Origin of the sequence: Pseudomonas sp. PSB18, from assembly GCF_014596565.1 — a bacterium.
In the GTDB taxonomy this organism is placed as follows: domain Bacteria; phylum Pseudomonadota; class Gammaproteobacteria; order Pseudomonadales; family Pseudomonadaceae; genus Aquipseudomonas.
In genome coordinates this window covers 52,556-75,276 of the sequence record NZ_NOIN01000005.1, presented here as the reverse complement: position 1 = coordinate 75,276, position 22,721 = coordinate 52,556, and the positions used below count along the sequence as shown (strand labels likewise).

General features: G+C 59.6%; 23 protein-coding genes. 13 read left to right on the top strand and 10 right to left on the bottom strand.

The genetic code is table 11. The features are described from left to right. Positions 1-19 precede the first annotated feature (19 nt). Positions 20-1,396: an aspartate aminotransferase family protein gene (locus CGA22_RS13870; RefSeq protein ID WP_041023547.1), complete on the bottom strand. Its 1,377-nt coding sequence runs from the start codon at positions 1,394-1,396 to the stop codon at positions 20-22. A gap of 206 nt (positions 1,397-1,602) precedes the next feature. Between CGA22_RS13870 and CGA22_RS13865 the strand changes: the two genes are divergently transcribed. Continuing rightward, the gene (locus tag CGA22_RS13865; RefSeq protein WP_041023546.1) at positions 1,603-2,565 is read left to right on the top strand and encodes a helix-turn-helix domain-containing protein; all 963 of its coding nucleotides are present in this window, start codon (positions 1,603-1,605) and stop codon (positions 2,563-2,565) included. A 189-nt stretch (positions 2,566-2,754) separates the two neighbouring features. Beyond that, the gene (locus CGA22_RS13860; protein WP_041023545.1) at positions 2,755-4,203 is read left to right on the top strand and encodes an APC family permease; all 1,449 of its coding nucleotides are present in this window, start codon (positions 2,755-2,757) and stop codon (positions 4,201-4,203) included. Between the two features lie 146 nt (positions 4,204-4,349). Here the strand turns inward: CGA22_RS13860 and CGA22_RS13855 are convergent, their stop codons facing one another. Then, positions 4,350-5,219 (bottom strand): LysR substrate-binding domain-containing protein, encoded by an 870-nt coding sequence (locus CGA22_RS13855; RefSeq protein WP_041023544.1) that lies wholly within the window; start codon positions 5,217-5,219, stop codon positions 4,350-4,352. A 112-nt stretch (positions 5,220-5,331) separates the two neighbouring features. Here CGA22_RS13855 and CGA22_RS13850 point away from each other — a divergent pair, with 112 nt between their 5' ends. Then, positions 5,332-5,946 carry a DUF1989 domain-containing protein gene (locus tag CGA22_RS13850; RefSeq protein ID WP_084213789.1) on the top strand — a complete coding sequence of 205 codons (615 nt, stop codon included), beginning with the start codon at positions 5,332-5,334 and terminating at the stop codon, positions 5,944-5,946. 86 nt (positions 5,947-6,032) lie between these two features. Next, a complete protein-coding gene (locus CGA22_RS13845) occupies positions 6,033-6,974 on the top strand; it encodes a LysR substrate-binding domain-containing protein (RefSeq protein ID WP_041023543.1) in 942 nt (313 codons plus the stop codon). On the opposite strand, the gene CGA22_RS13840 is transcribed toward CGA22_RS13845, so the two are convergent. Then, positions 6,964-8,319: an amidase family protein gene (locus CGA22_RS13840; RefSeq protein WP_052435157.1), complete on the bottom strand. Its 1,356-nt coding sequence runs from the start codon at positions 8,317-8,319 to the stop codon at positions 6,964-6,966. The two genes, CGA22_RS13845 and CGA22_RS13840, sit on opposite strands and share 11 nt — an antisense overlap. Before the next feature lie 38 nt (positions 8,320-8,357). Beyond that, positions 8,358-9,026: an FMN-dependent NADH-azoreductase gene (locus tag CGA22_RS13835; protein WP_041023542.1), complete on the bottom strand. Its 669-nt coding sequence runs from the start codon at positions 9,024-9,026 to the stop codon at positions 8,358-8,360. Positions 9,027-9,420: 394 nt separating this feature from the next. Here CGA22_RS13835 and CGA22_RS13830 point away from each other — a divergent pair, with 394 nt between their 5' ends. From CGA22_RS13830 to CGA22_RS13820, 3 genes are all read left to right on the top strand, one after another. After that, positions 9,421-10,779: a purine-cytosine permease family protein gene (locus tag CGA22_RS13830; RefSeq protein WP_256223167.1), complete on the top strand. Its 1,359-nt coding sequence runs from the start codon at positions 9,421-9,423 to the stop codon at positions 10,777-10,779. Positions 10,780-10,829: 50 nt separating this feature from the next. Further along, entirely contained in the window at positions 10,830-11,381 is a 552-nt protein-coding gene (locus CGA22_RS13825; protein WP_041023540.1) for a VOC family protein, read from the top strand. A gap of 95 nt (positions 11,382-11,476) precedes the next feature. Then, positions 11,477-12,271 (top strand): creatininase, encoded by a 795-nt coding sequence (locus CGA22_RS13820; protein WP_041023539.1) that lies wholly within the window; start codon positions 11,477-11,479, stop codon positions 12,269-12,271. On the opposite strand, the gene CGA22_RS13815 is transcribed toward CGA22_RS13820, so the two are convergent. Beyond that, the gene (locus tag CGA22_RS13815; protein ID WP_041023538.1) at positions 12,260-13,204 is read right to left on the bottom strand and encodes a LysR family transcriptional regulator; all 945 of its coding nucleotides are present in this window, start codon (positions 13,202-13,204) and stop codon (positions 12,260-12,262) included. The two genes, CGA22_RS13820 and CGA22_RS13815, sit on opposite strands and share 12 nt — an antisense overlap. A 130-nt stretch (positions 13,205-13,334) precedes the next feature. Between CGA22_RS13815 and CGA22_RS13810 the strand changes: the two genes are divergently transcribed. From CGA22_RS13810 to CGA22_RS13800, 3 genes are all read left to right on the top strand, one after another. After that, positions 13,335-14,660, top strand: coding sequence for an MFS transporter (locus CGA22_RS13810; protein ID WP_041023537.1), 1,326 nt, complete (start codon positions 13,335-13,337; stop codon positions 14,658-14,660). A 52-nt stretch (positions 14,661-14,712) separates the two neighbouring features. Next, a complete protein-coding gene (locus CGA22_RS13805) occupies positions 14,713-15,462 on the top strand; it encodes a creatininase family protein (protein WP_041023536.1) in 750 nt (249 codons plus the stop codon). 87 nt (positions 15,463-15,549) lie between these two features. Next, the gene (locus CGA22_RS13800) at positions 15,550-16,968 is read left to right on the top strand and encodes an aldehyde dehydrogenase family protein (protein WP_188258621.1); all 1,419 of its coding nucleotides are present in this window, start codon (positions 15,550-15,552) and stop codon (positions 16,966-16,968) included. Positions 16,969-17,175: 207 nt separating this feature from the next. Here the strand turns inward: CGA22_RS13800 and CGA22_RS13795 are convergent, their stop codons facing one another. From CGA22_RS13795 to CGA22_RS13785, 3 genes are all read right to left on the bottom strand, one after another. Beyond that, entirely contained in the window at positions 17,176-17,739 is a 564-nt protein-coding gene (locus CGA22_RS13795) for an NADAR family protein (RefSeq protein WP_041021903.1), read from the bottom strand. 89 nt (positions 17,740-17,828) lie between these two features. Beyond that, positions 17,829-17,999: a DUF1289 domain-containing protein gene (locus CGA22_RS13790; RefSeq protein ID WP_041021902.1), complete on the bottom strand. Its 171-nt coding sequence runs from the start codon at positions 17,997-17,999 to the stop codon at positions 17,829-17,831. Between the two features lie 2 nt (positions 18,000-18,001). Beyond that, on the bottom strand, positions 18,002-18,358 hold the full coding sequence (locus CGA22_RS13785) for a hypothetical protein (RefSeq protein ID WP_041021901.1): 357 nt from the start codon (positions 18,356-18,358) through the stop codon (positions 18,002-18,004). Between the two features lie 184 nt (positions 18,359-18,542). Between CGA22_RS13785 and CGA22_RS13780 the strand changes: the two genes are divergently transcribed. The 3 genes from CGA22_RS13780 (at position 18,543) to CGA22_RS13770 (ending at position 21,421) form a co-directional block, all read left to right on the top strand. Beyond that, a complete protein-coding gene (locus CGA22_RS13780; RefSeq protein WP_041021900.1) occupies positions 18,543-19,484 on the top strand; it encodes an NAD(P)-dependent alcohol dehydrogenase in 942 nt (313 codons plus the stop codon). Positions 19,485-19,486: 2 nt separating this feature from the next. After that, on the top strand, positions 19,487-20,191 hold the full coding sequence (locus tag CGA22_RS13775) for a helix-turn-helix transcriptional regulator (protein ID WP_041021899.1): 705 nt from the start codon (positions 19,487-19,489) through the stop codon (positions 20,189-20,191). Positions 20,192-20,434: 243 nt separating this feature from the next. After that, positions 20,435-21,421 (top strand): LysR family transcriptional regulator, encoded by a 987-nt coding sequence (locus CGA22_RS13770; protein ID WP_052435107.1) that lies wholly within the window; start codon positions 20,435-20,437, stop codon positions 21,419-21,421. 19 nt (positions 21,422-21,440) lie between these two features. On the opposite strand, the gene CGA22_RS13765 is transcribed toward CGA22_RS13770, so the two are convergent. Continuing rightward, positions 21,441-21,902, bottom strand: a complete 462-nt coding sequence (locus CGA22_RS13765; protein ID WP_041021898.1) for a RidA family protein — start codon at positions 21,900-21,902, stop codon at positions 21,441-21,443. A gap of 366 nt (positions 21,903-22,268) precedes the next feature. Beyond that, a complete protein-coding gene (locus CGA22_RS13760) occupies positions 22,269-22,694 on the bottom strand; it encodes a GNAT family N-acetyltransferase (protein ID WP_041021897.1) in 426 nt (141 codons plus the stop codon). Positions 22,695-22,721 lie beyond the last annotated feature (27 nt).

Genomic DNA, 22,721 nt, shown 5'->3' with positions numbered 1-22,721 from the left:
GTGGTCAGGTAGACCCGTTTCATGCCTTGAGCGAGGCCAGGGCGTCGCCGAAGATGTCCAGCGCCTTGAAGAACAGCGAGCGCGAAATCGTCAGTGAAGGCATGACACGCATCACGTTGCTGTAGCGACCGCAGGGGATCATCAGCACGCCGTGGTTCAGCAGGTAGCCCATGAGTTGGCCGATCTTGGCGCTTTCCAGCGGTGCCTTGGTGACCGGGTCTTCCACCAGTTCGATGCCGATCATCAGGCCACGACCGCGTACTTCACCCACGAACGGGCTGTTGAAGCCACGGATACGCTCCTGCGCTTCCAACCCCAGGGTGTGCGCGCGGTTGAGCAGATCGAGCTCCGGATCCTGCAGGATGCTGATGTTGGTCAGCGCCACGGCGGCGGACAACGAGTTGGCAGCGAAGGTGTTGGGCACCGAGCCGTCAGGAATCGCGGCGGCCAGGTCCGAGCGCATGATCAGGCCTGCCATGGGCAGGTCGCTGCCGATGCCTTTGCCGAAAGTGAGCATGTCCGGCTTGACGCCCGAGTGCTCGACCGCCCACATCTTGCCGGTACGCCCGGCGCCGGACTGTACTTCGTCGACGATCAGCAGCGCGCCGCTGCGGTCGCAGGCCTTGCGCAAAAGTTGCAGGAATTCAGGCGAGGGCGGCACGTAGCCGCCTTCGCCCTGCACCGGTTCGACGATCACGGCGGCGACGTCATCGGCGGCGGTGTAGGGGGTGTTCAGCAAGTAGTCGACGTAATCGCCGGCAATCTGCTCGGCGCTTTTGTGGGTGGTGTCGAACGGGAAGCGGTAGGCGTAAGGGTAGGGCGCGTGAATCACGCCTCCCATCATGGCGCCGTAGCCCTTGCGGTAGGCCGTACCTGTCGTCAGCGCGCCTGATGCGTTCCAGACGCCGTGGTAGCCTCCATGGAAAGCGATGATCTGATGCCGCCCGGTGATGCGCTTGGCGAACTTGACCGCGGCCTCCAATGCATCGCTGCCGCTTTGGGTAAAGAAGGTGGTGCAATCGCCGCGCAAGCCATCGGGCGCGATCTCGGATATCTTGGCTGCAAGCTCGGTGCGTCGGGTGCTGTTGACTTCCAGGGCGTGCATCAACACTTCGGACTGTTCACGGATGGCCTGCACCACTTTGGGGTGGCAGCGGCCTACGCTGCTGACGCCCACGCCGGCGGACAGGTCGATGTAGGTGTTGCCGTCCGGGTCCTTGAAGGTCGCGCCGAACGCCCGGTCCATGGCCACGGGCATGCGTCCGCCGCCGCGGGCCATGGACTCGGTACGCGCCGACAACGCCAGGGCCTCGCGGGTCATGGGACCTGGGAGGGTGCTGGAAATAATCCGCGGGGCATCCGCGAAGTGGAGGGATTCAAGTTTGGCTTCACTCATGACGGTCTCTCTGGATCTCGGTTGGAGTGCGCCGATCATCTCTAGCGCGCGTCCCCAGGCGGTAGCCCGAATCGGCACATGGGTGAATCGCGTTGAAGGAGGGGGGTGATATTCCGTTATGGAATTTTGCGGAATTCCTTTAATGTGCGAATATCGGTCTAGAAGGCAGGATAAGAACAATAATATTAGAGAGGCTTTCGCATATTATGAGAAATATCCACATAAATCACTTTCGTGACGTCCACCTCCATGCCGCTACCGTTCAGGAGTGGAGCCAGGACTACAGCCAGCTGACCGCCGGTTCGGCCGAAAGTACGCTCATGCAACTGACCACCGCCCATTGCCATATCTTTCGCGAGCAGATCAATCAGCGTGTTGTGCAGCACGGCGTGGCCCCGCGAGGCAAGATGTGCTTCGCGGTGCCGATCAACGTCCCGGGCGCGATTCGGATGCAGGGGCGTGAGGTGGATGACAGCAGCCTGTTCTTTCTTCACGGTGGCGAAGAGTTCATGTTCCATATGCCGATGGGCATGGAACTGCTGTCCATCACCTTCGAACGGGAATTGTTCGAGCAGGCCCTGGCACAAACGGCTTCGGCAAAGGAAATCAGCCAACTGCTGCGTCAACCGGTGATCAGGGTTTCCACCCCGCACTTCGCGCAGGCGCGTCGGCGGTTGCTGGCAATATTCTCCCAGGCCCTGGCGAACGAAGAGCTCGACAATGTGTGGGAGCAGGAACTGGAGCAGGCCATGCTCGGCGAAATGCTGCAGCTCATGACCGATCCGGCCTGCGACAAGTACCAACGCACCACGAGCTCCACCCGCAGCTTCATCGTCGAGAAATGCCACCGTCTGACCACCGCTGAAATGAACAACGTGCCCAGCGTGGACGAGTTGTGCCAGCGACTTCAGGTGAGTCGGCGTACCGTGCAGAACAGCTTCCGTGCGGTGGCCGAGACGACGCCGCTGAACTACCTGCGTTCCGTCAGGCTCAATGGCGTGCGCCGCACCTTGATGTCCACCCAGGCGTCGCGTCTGTCGATCGGCGATGCCGCTGCCCAGTGGGGCTTCTATCACTTGAGCCACTTCGCGGCGGAATACCAGGAGCTGTTCGCAGAGCTGCCATCCCATACCCAGCGCGCAACCATTCCCGATTGCGCCCTGGCCTGAGCAACACAACCCCTCGCCACAGTTTTCATGGAAAGGGCCGTCTGATGACCGATTTGGGTTAGTGCGACATGGATGGGCAGGCATAGGATCGAACCTGGCGTGCAACAAGAACAATAAGCCATTCGGTGCCGGTGTACGGATGACTGCATCGATCCCACAGCGACTGCCTCATACAATAAGGTCAAGCACATGAGTGTATCTCTCCCGGTCAACAGCTCCACGGAGCTCAAGCGTGGTGCCCTGGGTGTCGGCTTCATCATTTTCTTCGTGGTGTCGGCGGCGAGTCCGTTGAGTGTCATCGCCGGTGGCTTTCCCATTGGCATCATGCTGGGCAACGGCGCCGGTACACCGGCGTTGCTAATCCTGGCCTTGCTGGTGTTGCTGATGTTCTCGGTGGGCTACACCACCATGTCCCGCCACGTCACCAATGCCGGTGGCTTCTATGCCTTCACCTCCCGCGGCCTGGGTGGCCTGGCGGGTGGCGCGGCAGGGGTGTTGGCGATGTTTGCCTATAACATCCTCCAGGTGGGGCTGTACGGCATGTTCGGGGGCGTGGTCAGCGGCACCATGGCCAGCGTGTTTGGCCTGGAACTGCCCTGGTGGGCTTATTCGCTCATGGCCATGGCCAGTGTCGCGATCCTGGGGTATCGCAAGATTGATCTCTCGGCGCGGGTGTTGTCGGTCATTGTGATTGCCGAGTACCTGGCGATCCTGACCCTGGATTTCGCCATCCTCAGCACGGGCGGTGACAGTGGCGTCAATCTCGACGCGTTCGATCGCAGCCACGTGTTCAGCGGCACACCCTCGATCGGCTTGCTGTTCTGCTTCGCCGCATTCATCGGCTTCGAAGCCACGACCATCTACGGCGAAGAGGCCAGGAACCCGCAACGGACCATCCCAATTGCTACTTACTGCTCGGTCTTGCTGATCGGTGGGTTCTACGCGCTGTCGGTCTGGTCGATGGTGGTGGGGGTGGGCGCGGACAAGATCGTACCGATGCTGCAGGCCTTGCAGGACCCCACGACCTTTATCTATGGCATGTCCGATCACTTTGTCGGCCCGCACCTGACCCAGATTATCCGGGTGCTGTTCATGGTCAGTATCTATGCCGGGCTGCTGGCCTTTCACAACGCAGCCGCCCGTTACTTCTACGCCATCGGACGTGACGGCCTGTTGCCGCGCCAATTGGGCACGACTCATCGCGTCCACCAGAGCCCCCATATGGGCTCTGTCTTGCAGAGCTTGATTTCCGCGGTGGTGGTGCTGATTTTCGCCGCCATGGATGCCGATCCGATCCTGCAGCTGTTCGCCTGGCTGTCCAACCTGGCCACGCTGTGCGTGATCTTGCTGATGGCGCTCACGTCCGCCGCGGTATTTGCCTTTTCCCGCCGTCACCCCGAGCTGAGGCTGGGACTCTGGCGTGGGGGGATCTTTCCCGCGCTATCCTGCCTGGTCCTGTTGGCGGTCCTGATCATCGCGGTGCTGCATTTCGATGTGCTGACAGGCGCGAGTCAGACCTTGTCCTATGGCCTCTGCGCGATTATTCCTGCAGCGTTGCTGGCTGGAGTGTTGCTGGCGGCTCGACTGCGCAAGAGCGCCCCGGAGCGGTATCTGGCATTGGGGAGCCACAAGCTATAGGCTCTGCACGAAAAGCCTTGATACTCGTTCATGCTGCGTTGAAAACAGCCTCGGAATGCTCATGTACTCCAGTACACTGCGCTTCCTCGGCTGTTTTCGCCTTGCCTGACCTTCGTCTCAAGACTTGTCGTACAGAACCTAGGACGTCACAGGTGCTGCTTGAGGAAGCTTACGAACTCAAGGGCCAGTTGCGAGGGTTCTTCCTGGGTAGGCAGCAGCAAGGCAATCTCGTACTTGATGTCGGGCTTGAAGGGTTTCAGGACCAGGTCGCGGGCGAAGGGACGGCTGACCACCGGATCGACCATACCGACGCCCATTCCGGAGCGGACCAGTTCGCATGCCGTCGCAAAGAACTCTGTCTCGGCGACTACGTTCCAGGATGATCCGTATGCGGAAAACGCCATTGCCAATTGCTGGTAGAGAGGATCGCCCTTGAACAGTGAAACGAACGGCACGCCATCCAGGTCCGCCGGGGTAATTGCGTCCAACGCTGCCAGCGGGTGATCGACGGGCATCATGCACTGGCACTCATAGGCAATCACCTCCATGCGGGACGTCGGGTAGTCGAGGGGCAGTTCGGCAATGGCCAGGTCGAATTGCTGCGTTGTGACCAACTCGCGAACGGACTGGGAATTGCGGGTGATGATCTTCAGCTCCAGGCCCGGGCGCTCCCTGGCGAATTCAGCCATCAGGCGTGGCAGCAGACTGATCGAGATGCTGGCATAGGCAGCGATTGCCAGGTGCCCGCGTTTGCCCGTGCGGATCTCCTTGGCGATGCGCTGGGTCTTCTCCACGGCTTCCAGCGCCCGTTCCGCCTCGATGAAGAACAAGCGGGCCTCGGGAGTGGGTTGCAGGCGACCGCCCTTGCGCACGAACAGCTTGAGGCCGGTTTCATGCTCCAGGTTGGCGATGGTGCTGCTGATCGCCGGCTGGGAAATATTCAGGAGTTCCGCAGCGCGGGTCATCGTGCCGTGAATCATCAAGGTTCTGAAGCACTCGAGCTGGCGGATTCGCATGGGTTGACCTATAGATTCAACTTATACTGAAGCCACTTTATATTATTGGTTTGCGGTTTTCTCCTGTGTTTTCCTTGATTGCAGGCCCATCAGTGCAGAGGAAAACCGCGACATGAACACGATGACTTCGATGACCCCTGGTGAGCGGCTTCTCTTGCCAGCGCGGCAGGGTGTAGCGCTCCGATTGAACCAGGGGCAGACCCTCCAGGTGATCAACACCCATGGCAAACAGGTGGTGGACACCTGGGCCTTCAACCTGGGCGACCTGCGGGAGGCCATGTCGATGGAGCACAGTCGTCCCTTCTGGTTGAAACTCAACCCACGTGAAGGGGACAGCTTGCTGACCAACAAGCGCCGCAGGATCCTGACGCTGGTCGAGGACACGACGCCGGGCATCCATGACACCCTGGTCGCCGCCTGTGACCCGACCCGCTATGTCCAACTGGGTGTCGTCGGCCATCACGCCAGCTGCAACGAAAATCTCTTCCTGGCCCTGGAGGCCATCGGCCTGGTGGCGCCTGACACGCCGAGCCCCTTGAACCTGTTCATGAACGTTCCGGTGCACGAGGATGGACGCATCGAGTTTGCCGAGCCTGTCAGCAAGCCAGGACAATATGTCTGCCTCAAAGCGGAAATGGACGCTATTGTGGTCCTGTCCGCCTGCCCCCAGGACGTTACCGCAGTAAACGGCATGCGACCCCAGGACGTGCATTACTGCATCCTCTGACGCACCGCAAACCTGCCGGCATTTGTTGCTTGCCGGCAGGACATTGAATACGTCGCAAGCACCCCGTCGGGTGCCCGGAGAAAACCATGCGCAAAATCCCCCCTCTGAATTCCGTGCGCGCGTTCGAGGCGGTCGCACGGCACCAGAGTTTTTCTGCTGCGGCGAACGAGCTCTCGGTGACGGTCGCCGCGGTCAGCCATCAAGTGCGCCAACTGGAAGAAGGCTTGGGGCAAAAGCTCCTGGAAAGAGGCCGAATGGTGACCCTCACGCCTGCCGGGAAAGCGATCTATCCGTTGCTGCGCGAGGGCTTCGACCAGATTGCCCAGGCGTTCACCTTGTTGGGCGGGGCAAAGGAGGGCGATGCCATTCACGTGTCCACCACGCGGGCCTTCGCCGAACGCTGGCTCATGCCGCGGCTGGCGAAGTTCAACGAGATCTATCCGAACATCGTGGTGTCTATCCACGCCTCGGAAAAAGTCGTGGATCTGCGTGCTGAAACCGTCGACCTGGCGATTCGTTATGGGCCGGTCGATGCCGATGTGCGCGGGCCGGTGTTGTTCGAAGACCGGTTCATCGCGGTCGCGGACAAGCGCATTTGCCCGGTGGAGCGTCATGCAACGATCAACGATTTCCCGAATCGACCGCTGCTGGCGTTCAAATGGAAGAACCAGGCCCTTGAAGCCCCATCGTGGTCAGCCTGGCTCGCCGGGGTCAAGCGCGATGCCGCCGGGGATTTGCGCATTTCCTGGTACAGCGAGGAAACCCTGGCGTTGCATGCGCTGGAGCGAGGGCTGGGGCCTTTGTTGTGCAGCGATGTGCTGATTGACGATGAGCTGCGTTCCGGGCGGATCCGGCGGCTGGAAGGACCGACCTTGGCGGGCTTCACCTATCACCTGATTGAAAACAGCCATGGTCACCCACGGCGTAGCCTGGTGCTGTTCAGGGAATGGCTCCTGGACGAGGCCAAGTCATTCAGGGGCAATGCCCTCAATGACCTGGCAGGAGATTACCGCTTGCTCACGACCTGAAGCCATCCGCGAGCATGGCCGATTCTATGGCCAGGCACGCACTGAGCAATGAGTCATCGCGACCCCGGGTCGTCGAGAACAGCACTGAGGTGGCAAGCCCGAGGCTGTCCTGGCCGGATGGGAGGGCGACCCCCGGCATGTCCAGCAGGCTGCCGATCATGGTGAGCGACAAGGTCTCCAGATTGACGGCCGCGAACAGCGCGTCGTCCTGCTCCAGGGGCGCCATGGGCGGGGCGACATGCTTGACCGTCGGCATCACCAGGAAGGCGCCGTCGAGCTCATCCTCGATGGCCGCCATCAGTGCTTCACGTGACTGTCGGATCCTGGCCTCGGTGGCCGAGTCGATGTCCTTGGCCGCACGCAGGCGCGCGCGCACGCGTCTGTCCAGTCGGGCACCGTCCGGGCTTTCCACGATTGGGCCCAGCAAGCGCCAGGCTTCTATCGCGCCCAACCAGCCCGAGCGGGCAATCAGTTCACGGGTTCGGGCAACGGCGGCTACCGCTTGATACTCAACCTGGGTCCCGGCGGCGCGCAGCCGTTCCATCGTGGCGACAAGGTTCTGCCGTACCGCTGGTTGCAGCGTCGGGTCGGACAACACACCTTCGTCGACCACAAGGCGCAGGTCCGACAGCCTCGCAGCCTGGCAGCCCCCGTCGTTGATCCCGCGCATCGCCCTGTCCAGCGCGGCGCAGTCAGCCACGCTGTGGGCGAAGGCGCCCAGGCTGTCGAGCGTGACAGCGAGGGGGTGAACGCCTTGCTGGCTGTAACGACCCGTCGAGGCTTTGTAGCCGACCACGCCATTGAACGCCGCCGGGACGCGAATCGAACCGGCGGTGTCCGTACCAATGGCGCTGGTGACGACACCTCGTTGAACCGCGATGGCCGAGCCGGAAGAGGAGCCGCCGGGCATGCGGACTTCATCGACCTCGACATTTGAGGTAGGCGTCCCGAAATGCGGGTTCAGGCCCAGGCCGGAATACGCGAACTCCGCGAGGTTGGTTTTGCCCAGCGGGATCATGCCCTGCGCAGTGAGGGCGGCGATGACTGCGGCATCCTCGACGGCGATCTCAGCGTCGATCCGCGTGATGGAGCCAGCCGTCGTCCGGCTGCCGGCAACGTCCAGCAAGTCTTTGACCGCGTAGGGAATGCCGTCGAAGGCGCTCAGTGGAGTGCCTTGTTGCCAGCGCCGGGTCGATGCCCTGGCGGCGTCGAGGGCGCGTTGTTCCAGCAAGGCGATAAACACATGCTCCGTTTCTCTCGCCGCGGCCAATGCGCAGGCGACCAACTCATCGGGTGTCGTCAGGCCCTGCCTCAATCGTTCGGCAGTTTGCAGCATCGTGATCATGTTTTCTTCCTTGTCGGTTAGGCGACGGTGCTGGGCGCTCAAGCCACCGACACCTGGCGTTGTCTTTCCTCGATCATCTGCCGGACCAACACTGGAACGGCGTCGAAGGCATTGGCGATAGAGGCTTCATGGCGCGCGTCGGCAAACTCCTGGTAGTCGATGGAAATCACATGGGTTTCATTCACGCCCAGGTAGTGCGCGCAGGTCTGGATGTGCGTGTCCAGATGGTTCATGGTCTCGCGAACGCCGCCAGGACCGAAGCCGAATTCGCCTCGGGACGACAGGATGACCAGTTTCTTGCCGCTCATGATCGGTTCCAGTGGGTAGTCGCCACGCTCCAGGTCGAAGGTGAAGGTTTTGCCGATTCGGATCACCTTGTCAAACCAGGACTTGAGCGCGGCGGGCATGCCGTAGTTGTACATCGGGGTGCCGATGACGATGACGTCGGCGCGGTCGAGCTCATCGATCAGTTCGTCCGAAAGGCGGATTTCCTCGCGTTTTTGCGGCGTCATCTGCGCTTCGGGGGTAAAGACCGCGGCAATCCAGGCTTCGGTCACGAAGGGCGGTGGGTTGCGGCCGACGTCACGGGTGATGACCTGGGTGTTGGCATCGCGCTCACGCCAGGCCTCGACAAAGGCCTGAGACAGTTTACGGCTCAGTGAGCGGTCGGAGCGTGCGCTGGCATCAATGTGAAGAAGGGTGGTCATGTCATGTTTCCTGTTAAGCCTGAGGTGGAATTACCTCGGCGACGGAAGCAAGTTGGCCATGGGGTTCAGCTATTCGACTATTGATATTTATTTGAACGACAACAAATAAAACTCAACAAGTGATTGTTCTTTCTCGCGCCGCATTGAAAAGCCGCTATTTCCAAGCCGGAAATGGATGTTTCACATTGACAGCTTGAGGGAAACTCAACCCGACAGGTTTTCTAAAGGACGCTTTAGTTATCGTCAATTACTTAAACTTGCAGACCTCGCTTTAATGAATCCGGGCGATACAGGTGGTCGCCGCTCAGCGAGGAAAATAATAATGTCAACGCGTCGCGAATCTGAAAACAACTTAATCAACGAGGCTTACTATGATGCACTCGGTGTCGAGCCCGTGCCCGATAGCCATCGTACTTCCACGCCCCTGGACCAGTTCTGGATCTGGGCGGGGGCGAACGTGGCGCCGATCAACTGGGTATTGGGTGCCATCGGTATCCAGCTGGGCCTGAGCCTGATCGAAACCCTGCTGGTCATCGTGGTCGGCAATCTGTTGGGCGCCGCCCTGTTCGGCGGTATCTGCATCATGGGGCACCGCACGGGAGTGCCGCAGATGGTGCTGTCCCGGCTGGCCTTCGGCCGCCGTGGTGCCTACCTCCCGACCCTCATGCAAGTGCTGATGCCGATGGGCTGGGTGGCGACCAACACATGGATCGTGCTGGACCTGGCGGTGGCCGCCCTGGACAGAGTCGGCATCAGTGGCGGCATGGAACTCAAGTACGGCATCGCCCTGGTCGTCATGATCGCGCAGGTCGGGATCGCCGCCTGGGGTTTCAACGCCATCAAGTGCTTCGAGCGCTACACCATGCCGGTGATCCTGCTGATCATGGTGGTGATGACCGGCCTGGCCTTCACACACGTGGATATTCAGTGGCAGCGCTCGACCGTCGAGGGCATCGGCAAGCTCTCGGCCATGAGCAGTCTGATGACGGCGATCGGGATCGGCTGGGGCATTTCGTGGCTGGTATACGCCTCGGATTACACCCGCTTCACCCAGCGCAAACTGTCCGATGGACAGGTGTTCCGCTCGACGTTCCTCGGCATGTTCCTGCCCACCGTATGGCTGGCGTTCCTGGGCGCGGCGATTGCCTCCGCGGGGGCCGGCTCGGATCCGGCGCAATTGATCATTGCGGTCTTCGGCACCATGGCGTTGCCGGTCCTGCTGGTGCTGCTCCATGGGCCGGTGGCCACCAACATCGTGGTCATCTACTCGGCGGCGCTGGCCACCTTGTCCCTGGACCTGCGCGTCCCACGCTGGGTGGTGTCAACGGTTTCGGGCCTGGTGGCGCTGTTCATCCTCTATCTGTTCCTGCAATCCGGCGAGTTTGTCCACGCCTTTGAAAACCTGATGGTGTTTTTCGTGGTGTGGATCAGTCCATGGGCGGGTATCACCCTGGTCGATTTCTTCCTGATTCGCCGGGGGCAGGTCGATTTGAAGTCGCTCTACTGCCATCACTCGGAAAGCAACTGCACCGATGTGAACTGGAGAGGGGTATTTGCACTGGCGGTGGGGGTGTTGGCGGCCTGGTTATTCCAGGTAGGCACCATTCAATCGCTGCAAGGCCCTCTTGCGATGGTGTTGGGTGGAATTGATTTGTCCTGGTTGGCCGGGTTTGGCGTGGGCGGCGGTATTTATTACGTATTGCATCGCTCGCGCTCTAGCGAAGTTATTAACGAGTTATTAACGCGTCAGTGATGGCTAAGTAAAAGTTGTGCAACGATTTATCATTAAAGAGGTTATTGCAAATGTCTCATCTTGAACAAACCAATGTGCTGGCGGCATTGAACGGCGGCGCCGAGATCGATGCGTTCCTGGGCAACGTCGTGGAGATCGCGATCGTGACCCGGGATCATAAACGCACCATGGACGGCTTGCTCAAGCTGGGGATCGGCCCATGGCGGGTATACACCTTCAGCCCGGAGAACACCCGGAACCAGACGTATCACGGTGAGCCGGCCGACTTTGTGTTGAAAGTCTGCTTCGCCCAATCCGGCAACATGGTCTGGGAGCTGATGGAACCCGTGTCCGGGCCGACGATTTTCGCCGACTTCCTGGAAAAACACGGCGAAGGGATCCAGCACGTTGCCTATGACTGCAACAACATTCCGTTCGAGGAGCGCATCGCCGAATTGCAGCGGCGCGGTTTCAAATGCGTGCAGTCCGGTTCCTGGATGGGCGTGAATCATTTCGCGTTCTTCGGCACCGAGGCCGACACCACCACGGTCTTCGAAACCTATGCCTTTCCTGCCGACTGGGATTATCCGGAGCCGGAGTCCTGGTATCCGCGGCGGGCATAAGCCCGCACGGCATCACCGGGTTTCGCCTGGGCGCCACTAGGTACAGAGCCTGGCGTCCAGGCTTGGCCGCTTTGCAACGACACAGGAGTAAAACCATGAACCCTGTCCGGATGGATAACATCAGTTGGGTGGACTATGAGCGCCGGGTGCAATCAGGTGCCGTGGTATTGCTGCCCATCGGCGCCACGGAGCAGCACGGGCCTCATCTGCCCTTGGGGACTGACGCCTTGCTCGCCAGTGCAATCAGTGAAGACGTGGCCCGCAAGATCGACGGCATGGTCGCCCCGGCCTTGTCCTACGGCTATAAATCCCAGCCCAAGTGTGGAGGCGGGCAGCACTTCTGCGGCACCACCAGCGTGGATGGCGCGACGCTGATCGCCATGGTCCGCGATGCCGTGCGCGAGTTTCATCGCCATGGCGTGAAGCGCCTGGTCCTGGTGATCGGTCACTATGAAAACCAATGGTTCGTGACCGAAGGCATCGAGCTGGCGATGCGCGATATCGGTCCGGAAGCTGGGCTGGAGGTCATGCGCCTGGAGCACTGGGAGTTCGTCAAATCAAAGACCCTCGACAAGATCTTTCCGAACGGTTTTCCGGGCATCGCACTGGAGCACGCAGCGGTTATCGAGACGTCGATGATGCTGCATTACCACCCGGAACTGGTGAGCCTGGACCAAATCCCTGACCACGGACCGGCCGAATTCCCGGTCTACGACATGTACCCGACCCGAACCGAATGGGTGCCGGCCAGCGGCGTGCTGTCCTCCGCGCTGGGGTCGAGCGCAGAGAAGGGACGGTTGCTGGTGGCGGATGTCATCAGCGGCATTGTCCAGGCGGTGCGGTCGGAGTTCAGGCTCACCGGGGCCGAGTCGCAGGTTTCAAACGGCTGAACCGGGTTCTTGTGCAGGGTTGCCGGACGCGAACATCGGCAACCGCTGCAACATCCAGTTCAGCAGCTCCTGAGCAGGGGCCGCCAGCGGGCGTCCGGACTTCACCAGCAGTTTCGCCTCGACCTCCTGGAACAGTGGATGATCGACGGCCACCACCGCGAGGCTGCCTTGCGCAATCTCCCGATAGGCCGCCACTTCGCCCAACAGCGAGGCAAACTCGCCGCTCGCGACCAGGCGCTTGAGCGCGGCCAAGGAGTTGCTGACCAGCGCCGGACGGATTTCGATCTTCTCGGCGTACTCGAGCATCTTCAGCGCGTGACCGATACCGAAAGTCGGCGGCGTCAGCACCATTTGGCAGTCGAGCAAATCGGCGACGGTTGCCATCGTCCCTTTCAAGGCCAGCGGATGGTCCGGGCGAACCAGCAACATGACAGGCTGCCGGGACGTCGCTCGATAATCGATGTGAGCGTGGGGAGGCGGGTTGTAGGCCAGGCCGATGTGCGCGCGATTTTCCGCGATTTCGTTCAGGACATCGTCCACGGGCAATATGTCCAGCCTGACGTCGAGCTTGGGGTACTGTTTGCAGAACGGTGCGAGCACGTGGTCCACCAGGGTATCGACGTAGCCTTCGCTGATGACCACCCGCACGTGTCCCTGTTGCAGCCCCTTGATGGCCTGGAGCTGATCTTCGAGCTTCTCCTGATGTGATCGATAGCCGCGCCAGAACTCCAGCAGGTGCGCGGCTGCCTCGGTGGGCTGGACGCCACGGGCCTGGCGCTCAAACAGCCGGGCGCCCAATTCCTCTTCCAGCAACTTGATCTGGCGGGTGATCACCGAGGGGGAGGTGTTGATGCTGTCCGCCGCGCCACGGATCGATCCGTGGGTCAGCACCTCATGAAAATAGCGCAGGCGTTGCTGGTTGATCTCGCGCATGGCTGGTGTCCTCCCGATTCTGCGTTGCCCATAGAGCAACGTTACACGAACATAGTTGCTCTTGCTGCTATTCACGCTGTCGGCGCAACATCTTCGACACGTCAGAGCAACAAGAACATTGGAGACGCCCATGTCGACCATCGTGAATCCGGTACCCAGCGCAGCCCTTTCAACGTTGTACCGCAAGCTCAATTGGCGCCTGTTGCCACTCCTGTTCGTTTGCTACGTTTTCGCCTACCTGGACCGAATCAATGTCGGCTTTGCCAAATTGCAAATGCAAAATGACCTCGGGCTGTCCGATGCGGCTTATGGTGTCGGGGCAGGGGTGTTCTTCCTGGGCTATGTGTTGTTCGAACTGCCCAGCAACCTGATGTTGCCTCGGGTGGGGGCGAGAAGAACCTTCAGTCGCATCCTGGTGTTATGGGGCATTACCTCGGCGTGCATGTTGTTCGTGCGCAACGTGCCGATGTTCTATGCCATGCGCTTTCTACTGGGTGTTTTCGAAGCCGGATTCGCCCCGGGGATGATCTATTACCTGTCCTGCTGGTACGGCCCCAAGCGCATGGCCCGGGCCATCGCGATCGTGTTCATCGCCGGCCCCGCAGGCGGTATTGTCGGCGGGCCGCTTTCGGCCTGGTTGATCACCACGTTCGAAGGCGTGGGTGGGCTTGCCGGGTGGCAATGGATGTTCCTGATTGAAGGCTTGCCCTGCGTCTTGCTCGGTGTGTTTGCCTATTTCTACCTGTGCAACCATCCGGCCGAGGCTCGCTGGTTGAGCAGCGAGGAAAAACAGATGCTCCAGCGTGAGCTGGGTGCTGCCCCAGGCGGCGCGCATTCGTTCCGGGCCGTGTTGCGCGATCGCAGGATCTACATCCTGGCGAGCGCCTACTTCTGCATCATTTTTTCGATCTACGCCATGAGCTTCTGGCTGCCGGCAATCCTCAAGGCCCAAGGTGTCCACGACATGATGCAGTTAGGGTGGTGCGCGGCCATTCCCTACGTGGCGGCGGGCGCCGGCATGTATTGGATCGGACGCCGCTCCGACCGCTTTGGCGAGCGTCGCTACCACTGTGCGGTCCCGGCAGCCGTCGGGGCGGTACTGATACTTTTGTATCCTTCTGCCGATGGGAACCTGATGTTATCAATGGTTCTGCTGACGCTGGCGATCGCCATGATGTTCATGGCCTACACGGTCTTGTGGGCGATGCCCTCCGAGCTGATCAAAGGCGAAGCGGCAGCGGGAGGTATCGCCCTGATCAACACCATCGGCCTTTGCGGCGGTTTCTGGGGGCCAGCGGTGATCGGTTGGGCGAAGACATCAACGGCAAGCATGAACCCTGGCATCGTCGCCGTCGGTTGCGTGTTTCTCTGCGCAGCGTTGGTAATCATCGCGAGCAAACCACTGGCGCGTCGTGAACCGCTCCTGAAAGCCGCGCAGGCTGAACAGGTGCTTTGAACTTCATACCCATCGTGTTCCGCAAGGAACCTTTTTCAAAGAGAGAACGCAGATGCTTTTACATCTATCGACCTGGGCCGAAATCGAAACCTTCCTCCAGCGCAGCCGTACCGTGGTCATCCCGATCGGCTCCAACGAGCAGCACGGGCCTACCGGATTGCTGGGGACGGACTGGATGTGTCCCGAAATCATCGCCCACCAGGCGCAGCAGGCCGCGGACATTCTGATTGCCCCGACCTTCAATATCGGCATGGCGCAGCATCATCTGGGGTTCCCCGGAACGATCTCGCTCAGGCCTTCGACGTTCATCGCCGCCATCGGTGACTGGGTGCGCTCGCTGGCTGCCCATGGGTTTGAAAAGATACTGTTCCTCAACGGCCACGGCGGCAATATCGCCTCCATTGAAGCGGCGTTCTCGGAGCTTTATGCCGAGGCGAGTTTCGCCCGGCGCCCGGCGGGTTTCGCCTTGAAGCTCTGCAATTGGTGGGATCTGGAAGGGGTCAATGAACTGGCGCGGGAGCAGTTCCCTACCGGTCACGGCATTCATGCAACGCCTTCGGAAATCGCCGTGACCCAGTGGGCCTATCCCCACGCCATCAAATCCGCTGATTACTCGCCACAGATCGCCAACTGGGGCCCGATCCGGGAGGCCGCCGATTTCCGCGCCCGTCATCCGGATGGCCGCATGGGATCGGACCCGGCGCAAGCCTCTGCGGAAAAAGGCCGGCAACTGGTGATGCTGGCCGCACAGGGCCTGGTGCAGGAGGTGCAAGCCTTCAGCCGTGAGTCCATGCCGGGTTGAACCGCAGCGCTGCCATTGCGCACGCCTGGGCATCCCGGGCGTTGACGCTTCATCTCGTAAAAACCGCAATCAATCAGGTACGCCGCGATGTGGAAAATCGATCACAGTTACATGGATGGAGCCTTCGTTCCCGTCCATGGAAATGAAACGGTGGCATGCATCAACCCGGCGACCGAGGCGGTCATCGGAGCAGTCACCTTGGCTGATCGCGATGACGCCCGCCGCGCCATCGCTGCGGCGGCGCGTGCGCAAGTCGCGATGAATCGTACCTCCAAGGCTGAGCGTATCGACATGCTCGAACGCTTGCAGGCCGCCGTGCTGGCGAGCACGAACGAGATCCGCGATACCGCCATCGAGGAGTACGGCGCGCCGCTTGCCCGCGCCCAATGGGTCAGTCGTTATGCTTCGCAATCATTTGCCAACGCGGCGCAGGTGTTGAAGGACTACGAGCTGGTTCGCTCGATCGGCGACGCCACCGTGGTGATGGAACCGGTCGGCGTGTCGGCACTGATCGCCCCCTGGAACAGCACCGCCGGCACGATCTGCAGCAAACTGGCATCGGCCATCGCCGCCGGTTGTGCGTCGGTCATCAAGCCGAGCGAGTTGAGCCCCTTGCAGACCGACGTACTTGCCCACGCATTGCATGGCGCCGGTTTGCCGAAAGGCGTGTTCAACATTCTGTTGGGACGCGGCAGTGACGTCGGAGACGAAATCAGCACCAACCCACAGATCGCCAAAGTTTCATTTACCGGATCCACCGCCACCGGAAAGCTGATCGCTCGCGCCGGTATCGAGACCATGAAACGCGTGAGTCTGTCGCTCACCGGGAAGTCGGCATCTATCGTCCTCGATGACGCCGACCTCGACACGGCCATTCCCCTGGCACTGAACGCTGCGTTCATGAACAACGGCCAGGCCTGCGTCGCCGGCACGCGCCTGCTCGTACCGCGCTCGCAGGCCAAGGAAGTCATTGAACGGGTGAAAAGCCTGGTCGCGGTGATGGTCGTCGGCCATCCGCAGGACCCGTCTACCGTCATCGGACCGCTGGTCAACCAGGCCCAGTTCGACCGCGTGCAGGGCTACATCCGCCGCGGACAGGCGCAAGGTGCAACACTGGTCGTTGGCGGGGAGGGCAGGCCGGCTGGCTTCGAGCAAGGCTATTTCGTCAGGCCCACCGTCTTTGCCGACGTCAGCAATGACATGGACATTGCACAAGAGGAGATTTTCGGCCCGGTGTTATCGATCATCGCCTATGACTCGGAAGAGCAGGCGATCGACATCGCCAATGCCAGCCTCTACGGCCTGCAGGCCTACGTGTTTTCCCGCCAAGCGGATCGAGCTCAAAGCCTGGCAGCACGGCTGCAGGCCGGCTCGGTGTTGATCAACAGAATCACACCGGAACTGCTGGCGCCGTTTGGTGGGGTCAAGCAGTCCGGGGTTGGGCGGGAGTTCGGGGTGTTTGGGTTGGAAGGGTTTCTGGAGGCTAAGAGTATTGTGTTGGGGTAGTGCGTGGTGAGGTAGGAGCGTGGCTGGTTTGTAGGTAGCAGGTTATAGGATGACGCTTCTTCAAAATTAGACGCTCGAAGGCATCGAAGAAAATTCGGGCGACTCAGTTTCGTTGATTGGCGCGTTGTTGCAACGAAGCCGCGTGCAATAAGCCCTGACGCTCGCGCTCGCTAAGGCTTTTGCGTTTTCGTGTGTAGGTTCAGGACACTACCGTGGTGCTGGCACACTAGCCCCGTCCCGCACTTGCATAAGGGCAAATCCCAGCAGATTCAAACCTCTCCACAGATTCGGATTGTTTGCATCCGCGCTGTCCTGCGCTAGCCCTATACCCCAGATGTTATCAACTGGACTGGCTTCGACGATAACACTAGAGCCGGTTTGTAGAAGATATTCGTTCAATTGCGGATTCTGGGAGAACTTGGCCTGGTTAGCTCGAACGACGATATCGTATCGATGCTGCTGCCAAACCTTATCATTGAATCCGTGCACGTTACGGCCCAGGGCTTTGGCGGCATTAGGAGTAGGGGCTTGGAGCACCTGCGCACGAATTTCCTGATCGTCGAACAAGGCCGCTTTCTCGGCCATCATGAAGTGTTCGGCTGTCGGGTAATGCAGACCCTCGACAATGAACCCGGCCTCGAACCATTGACTGAAGCACGAGGCCGTGACAGCAGTCTTGTTGCGCTGGTGGCCCCAGAAAAAAGTGAAGGTCAGATGTTCTCCACCGTTGAAACGAGTGCATAGATCTTTCAGATGTTCAGAGTCGTTCAATGAGATATCCTCGCTAAAAGAAGATCGATGTTACCGTTACTGGAGATCGACCCAAAGCGCCCATCCCGTACAAACGATTTCCCCGCGCTTCATTTCAGCCCTTTCAACCGCCTATTCGCCCTTTGCACCGCAGCCATTTTTTCAGGCCGCTTCATGCGTTTCCACTTTCTGATGTCCTCCTTGCTCCGCCCACAACTCACACACAGATCACCCTTCAGTTGGCAGATCGAGATGCAGGGATTTTCGATTTCCTTGGCCATCCTCAACCACCTTTAGCCAGACGCTTTTGCCAATCACCGCTATGAGCGCGCTGGCATTCTTCCTCGGAGTCAAGGCGGACATTGCGATCTGACAAGCTCAGATCAATGCCGGCCTCTTTCAACGCGATGGCTGTCAGCTCAAAGATGCGAGCCTTCGTGTCAACCTGGGCCTGTTGTCTGTCAGCGAGGGTTTCGAACACCCAGGTCACCTTCAGGGTTTTCGTCAGCGCGTTCAGGTCAGCGGTGTGGGTGAGCCAGGTAAAGCCTTTGATTTCACCTTTTGCTGTTTCGCACGCTTCGGTCAGCGTGGAGATCAACCGGCGTTCGATCCGCGCCAGTTCACGTTGCCCTGGAGGCATTGCAAGTTCCTTTGGAGTTAATGGAAGGGAGGCCCTGATCAGGCCGGTCGAAACTCGACCGTCCACGCCCTGCGATCTTTATGAATGGTGCCATAAATTGGCACCACCGGGTTTTATGCTGCGCTCCTCAAGCAGAGATACCCATCCATTCTCGTCGCTGCTTGCTTTGTGAAGGAACTGCACCATGCCCGGATTTCAACGTATTCAGTACAACCGCTACGGGGGCCCGGAAGTGATGCGGGTCGAAGATTTCGAATTACCCGCGCCCGGCAACGGGGAAGTGGCGGTGAGGGTGAAGTTCGCAGCCATCAATCCAATCGACTGGAAGCTGCGCGACGGACAGATGAAGATTGTCACCGGCAGAGCGTTTCCCCGCGCGATGGGCATGGACTTCTCCGGCATCGTCACGGCTGTCGGTAACGGTGTCACGCGACTCAAGGTCGGTGACGCCGTATTCGGTCTAGCCCGCTTCAAGGACAGCGGTGCGCTCGGCCACGCGCTGGTGACAAAGGAGGCATTCCTGGCCAAAAAGCCCGACAGTGTTTCCTTCGAGGAGGCGGCCTGCCTGGGCACCCCTGGCGTTACTGCATGGAACGGGCTGATCGACAAGGCAAAGCTGCAGGCGAATCAGCATGTCTTCATCAACGGGTGTGCCGGGGCGGTGGGCGAAGCCGCTGTGCAGATCGCACGGCTTTTCGGTGCCGTTGTATCCGGTAGTTGTAGCGCTCGAGACATGGAGCGGGCCAGATCACTCGGCGTGCAGACCGTCCACGACTACCGCACCATGGACCTGTCGACGATCGCCACGCGCTTCGACGTGGTCTTCGATACCGCCGCTACAATGACAATGTCCGCGGGAACGGCCATGCTGCGCCGAGGCGGCGTATACCTGGACCTGAACCCATCCCCGGGCAAGTTCATTCGGGCGATTGTCGACCGACGACTGAAGCCTGTTATCGGTTCGCCACGCGCCGATATTCTCGAGAAGCTTGCGGCCGCCGCAGGGGAGCGCAAGTTCAGGATACCCATCGGCGAAATCGTGGCGTTGAACGCCGCTATCCAGCTGATCACAGAACTTGAAGAAGGCCATAAGCTCGGCGGTAAGGGCCTCGTGGCGATGGAGTAGGCATGACCAGAAGTCATCGATTGTTCGACCTGATGCAAGCGCTTCGCCGGCACCGCAGAACGGTTTCAGGCAAAGCGCTCGCGCATGAGTTGGGCGTGTCCCTGCGCACCATTCGCCGTGACGTCGCCACATTGCAGGATATGGGCGCCGACATCGAGGGAGAACCCGGTGTCGGCTACATTCTGCGACCAGGATTCCTTCTGCCCCCGCTGTCCTTCACCGCAGAGGAAATACAGGCGCTAGCCATCGGCGCCCAGTGGGTGAGTCGCCAAGCCGACGACACGCTCACCCTCGCTGTGGCGAATGCGCTGGCCAAGATCAATGCCGTTCTTCCAGCTGACATGCGATCGGCCCTGGACGACGACACGATCTATGTGGGCCATCCGATGAAGGGCCCGGTGTCTCTCGACCTGAGCGAAATACGCAGGGCGCTGCGAGAGCAGCGCAAGCTGCGTGTGACACTCTCGTTCGAACATACACAGCTGGACGACCAAGTGGTCTGGCCGATCATGCTGGGCTTCATCGAATCCAGGCGGTTCATCGCCGCATGGTGTGAACTGGACAGTCGATTCCGGGTGATCGCCATGGATGACATTGCGAGTGCCCTGGTACTTGCCGAACGCTACCCTCGCAATCGCCGCCAACTGGTCAAGGAATGGCGCGCCCAGAAGGTGCGGCCTTGCAACAGCGAGGGTGACGTTTGTTGACGAATGACTCCAGGTTTAAAGTCAGCTTTCAGGGCAACAGCGTTTAGGGGACGTTATGAGAATTGGTGAAAGTCAACGGGTTAGCGGCTTCACACTCTGGGTCGAAAGCATCCGTTCATCATCACTTGATTTCGTAGCGTGCCGTTTCGCGTGCTACGGCTTGCTACTATCCACCCCGCTCAAGCATCAATAACTTTGTTCCGCCTTAGCCTTTTCGTATGATGAGCGAACACGATATTTGGAATGCTTTCAGTGAAGTCGCCACCTAAAATTGGATCATCCAGCCCGGCTGCGCCAGGTGGCGTTCAACCAGATTTCAATGATGCAGTAGCCCAGCTTTCGTGGGACGACTTACGCATCATTAAAATGCTCAGCGAATGCGCCAATCGCGCTGACGCTGCCAAGAAGCTGGGGATCAACGTTTCTACTGTTTCGCGCCGAGTGACCCAGGTTGAGAAAACACTTGGAGTGGCACTGTTCGATCACCGCCGCTCTGGATACATGCTCACTGCTGAAGGTGCGGAATTGCGAGCGCTAGCCGAGCGGGTCGAGCTGGATATCGTCAGTGTTGCACGGCGTGTTTCACGGGCGGGTCAAGGGCCACTCGGAAAACTCCGGATCACCACCAGTGATTCGTTGCTGCTGTACTTCCTCACGCCCATCATCGCGCAGTTCAAGGCCCTGAATGAAGGGATAGCGATTGAGGTACTGGTAGGCAATCAGACATTGAGTCTTGCCCGAGATGAGTCGGATATCGCGGTGAGGGCGACCAACAAACCAGCAGAGAGTCTGGTGGGACGAAAACTCGCGACAATCGCTTGGGCGCCATACGGCAGTGATAAAAACGCGCCGACCTCAACACCATTCGCAGAAGGCCAGGCGTGGGTGTCCTACTCAGCAGCCTTATGCGGCCTCAAGGCAACGGGCTACGTCGATAGCAGGGTTGCCCCTGACTGTATTTCCTATCGTACCGATTCCGTCGCCGCAGCGAGCGCTGCCATTGTGGCGGGTCTTGGTTTTGGGTTCCTTCCCTGCATGCTGGGTGACATCACGCCCGGGTTGGTGCGCGTCGGCCCCGTTGTGCCTGAACTTCAGGACGGGCTTTGGCTGCTTACTCATCAGGACATTCGAAAGTCATGGCGAGTCAAAGCGTTCATGACGTTTTGCGCAGCGGCTGTCGCTGATTTAAAGCCCTTGGTCGAAGGGCAGCGAGCTCTCCCGGTTCCGTAGACGAAACCGGGAGCACGTCTTAATTGGCGCCCGAGCCAACGACCGCCTTGCAGACAATTTCGATCAACTGCGAGCGCTGCGCGAGTCTCGATACGCCGATGATGTTACTCGCGCACTCGGGCCGTTCAGTGCCAAAGGCAGCCTTTCGAACATTGCCTACCACAGCAAATGCCGCGTCCATGTCCAGCACATAAAGCGTTTCTTCGACGACGTCCTGAAGGGTCGCGCCATACAGGGCGAGCAACTTGGAGATGTTGTCGTAGGAGGCGCGCATTTGTTCCCCCATTGAAGAGAAATCACTGGGCTTGCCTTCGCTATTCAGCGGTGCGGGAGCGACCAGGTTGCCATCTTCATCGTGGTTGAATTGGCCGGATATATAGATTTCGTTGCCTATCTGTCTGGCCTGGGGATAGCCGTAGCTTTCCTCCCATGCCACACCCCAGTAAGCGGTTTTCTTTCCGAACGGTTGCGAAGCTGCCATTGCATTCTCCAGGCGTGGAACAGACTGCTCGCACGGCGGCAGTCCGAGTTGTGGGAAGGCGAAGACTAGCATTGCAGATGCTTTTTCAAGGGCGCATTAATGCGCCACTGTGGATGCATTAATGCGCCCATGAAGTCGTGAGAGATCAGCTACCTTGTACTCGATTCGGTGCGGCACCCATCTGCGAAAACGTTCCGCGAACGTCAGCAGATGCGCGATAGGCGCCCTTAAAAAGATTTGAGATGGGAACTCTCCATACCCAGAGCTTCAACGAAGCCGATGAGTGATTGTTCGTCGTCTACGGTTTTCGGTAGCTCATCAAGATGTATGGAGATGGCGACCTTGGAAGTGCGTGATAACGCGCTGTCAGCACAGTCGCTTCTGGTAATAGAACCGGGTATGCCCCGGCGGATAGTCCACCAGGCGTCCAAATTCGGTATAACCCAGTTTTTGATAAAACTCCGGCGCCTGGAAGCTGAAAGTCTCCAGCCAGATACCGATGCAGTGCTTTTCCTTTCCGACTTCTTCTGCCATGTGCATCAGTCGTTCTCCGATACCCTGACCACGCATCGACTCGGGAACACTGACGAGATCGATGAGCAGCCATCGATAAGAAATTTTTCCATACAGTCCACCCAATACTTCATTGCTGTCTGGGGCCCTTAGCAATAGCGCAAATGTCTCGTGGGCATCGTCCCCACCGTTGGCCAGGTTATGGGCCAGCAGCGGGTTCAGGATTCCTGACCGCTCTGCTTCAGTCACATTTTCCGAAAGCTGGATGTTCAAAGGCACGGTGCTCTCCCTGAGCGATAAACAAAC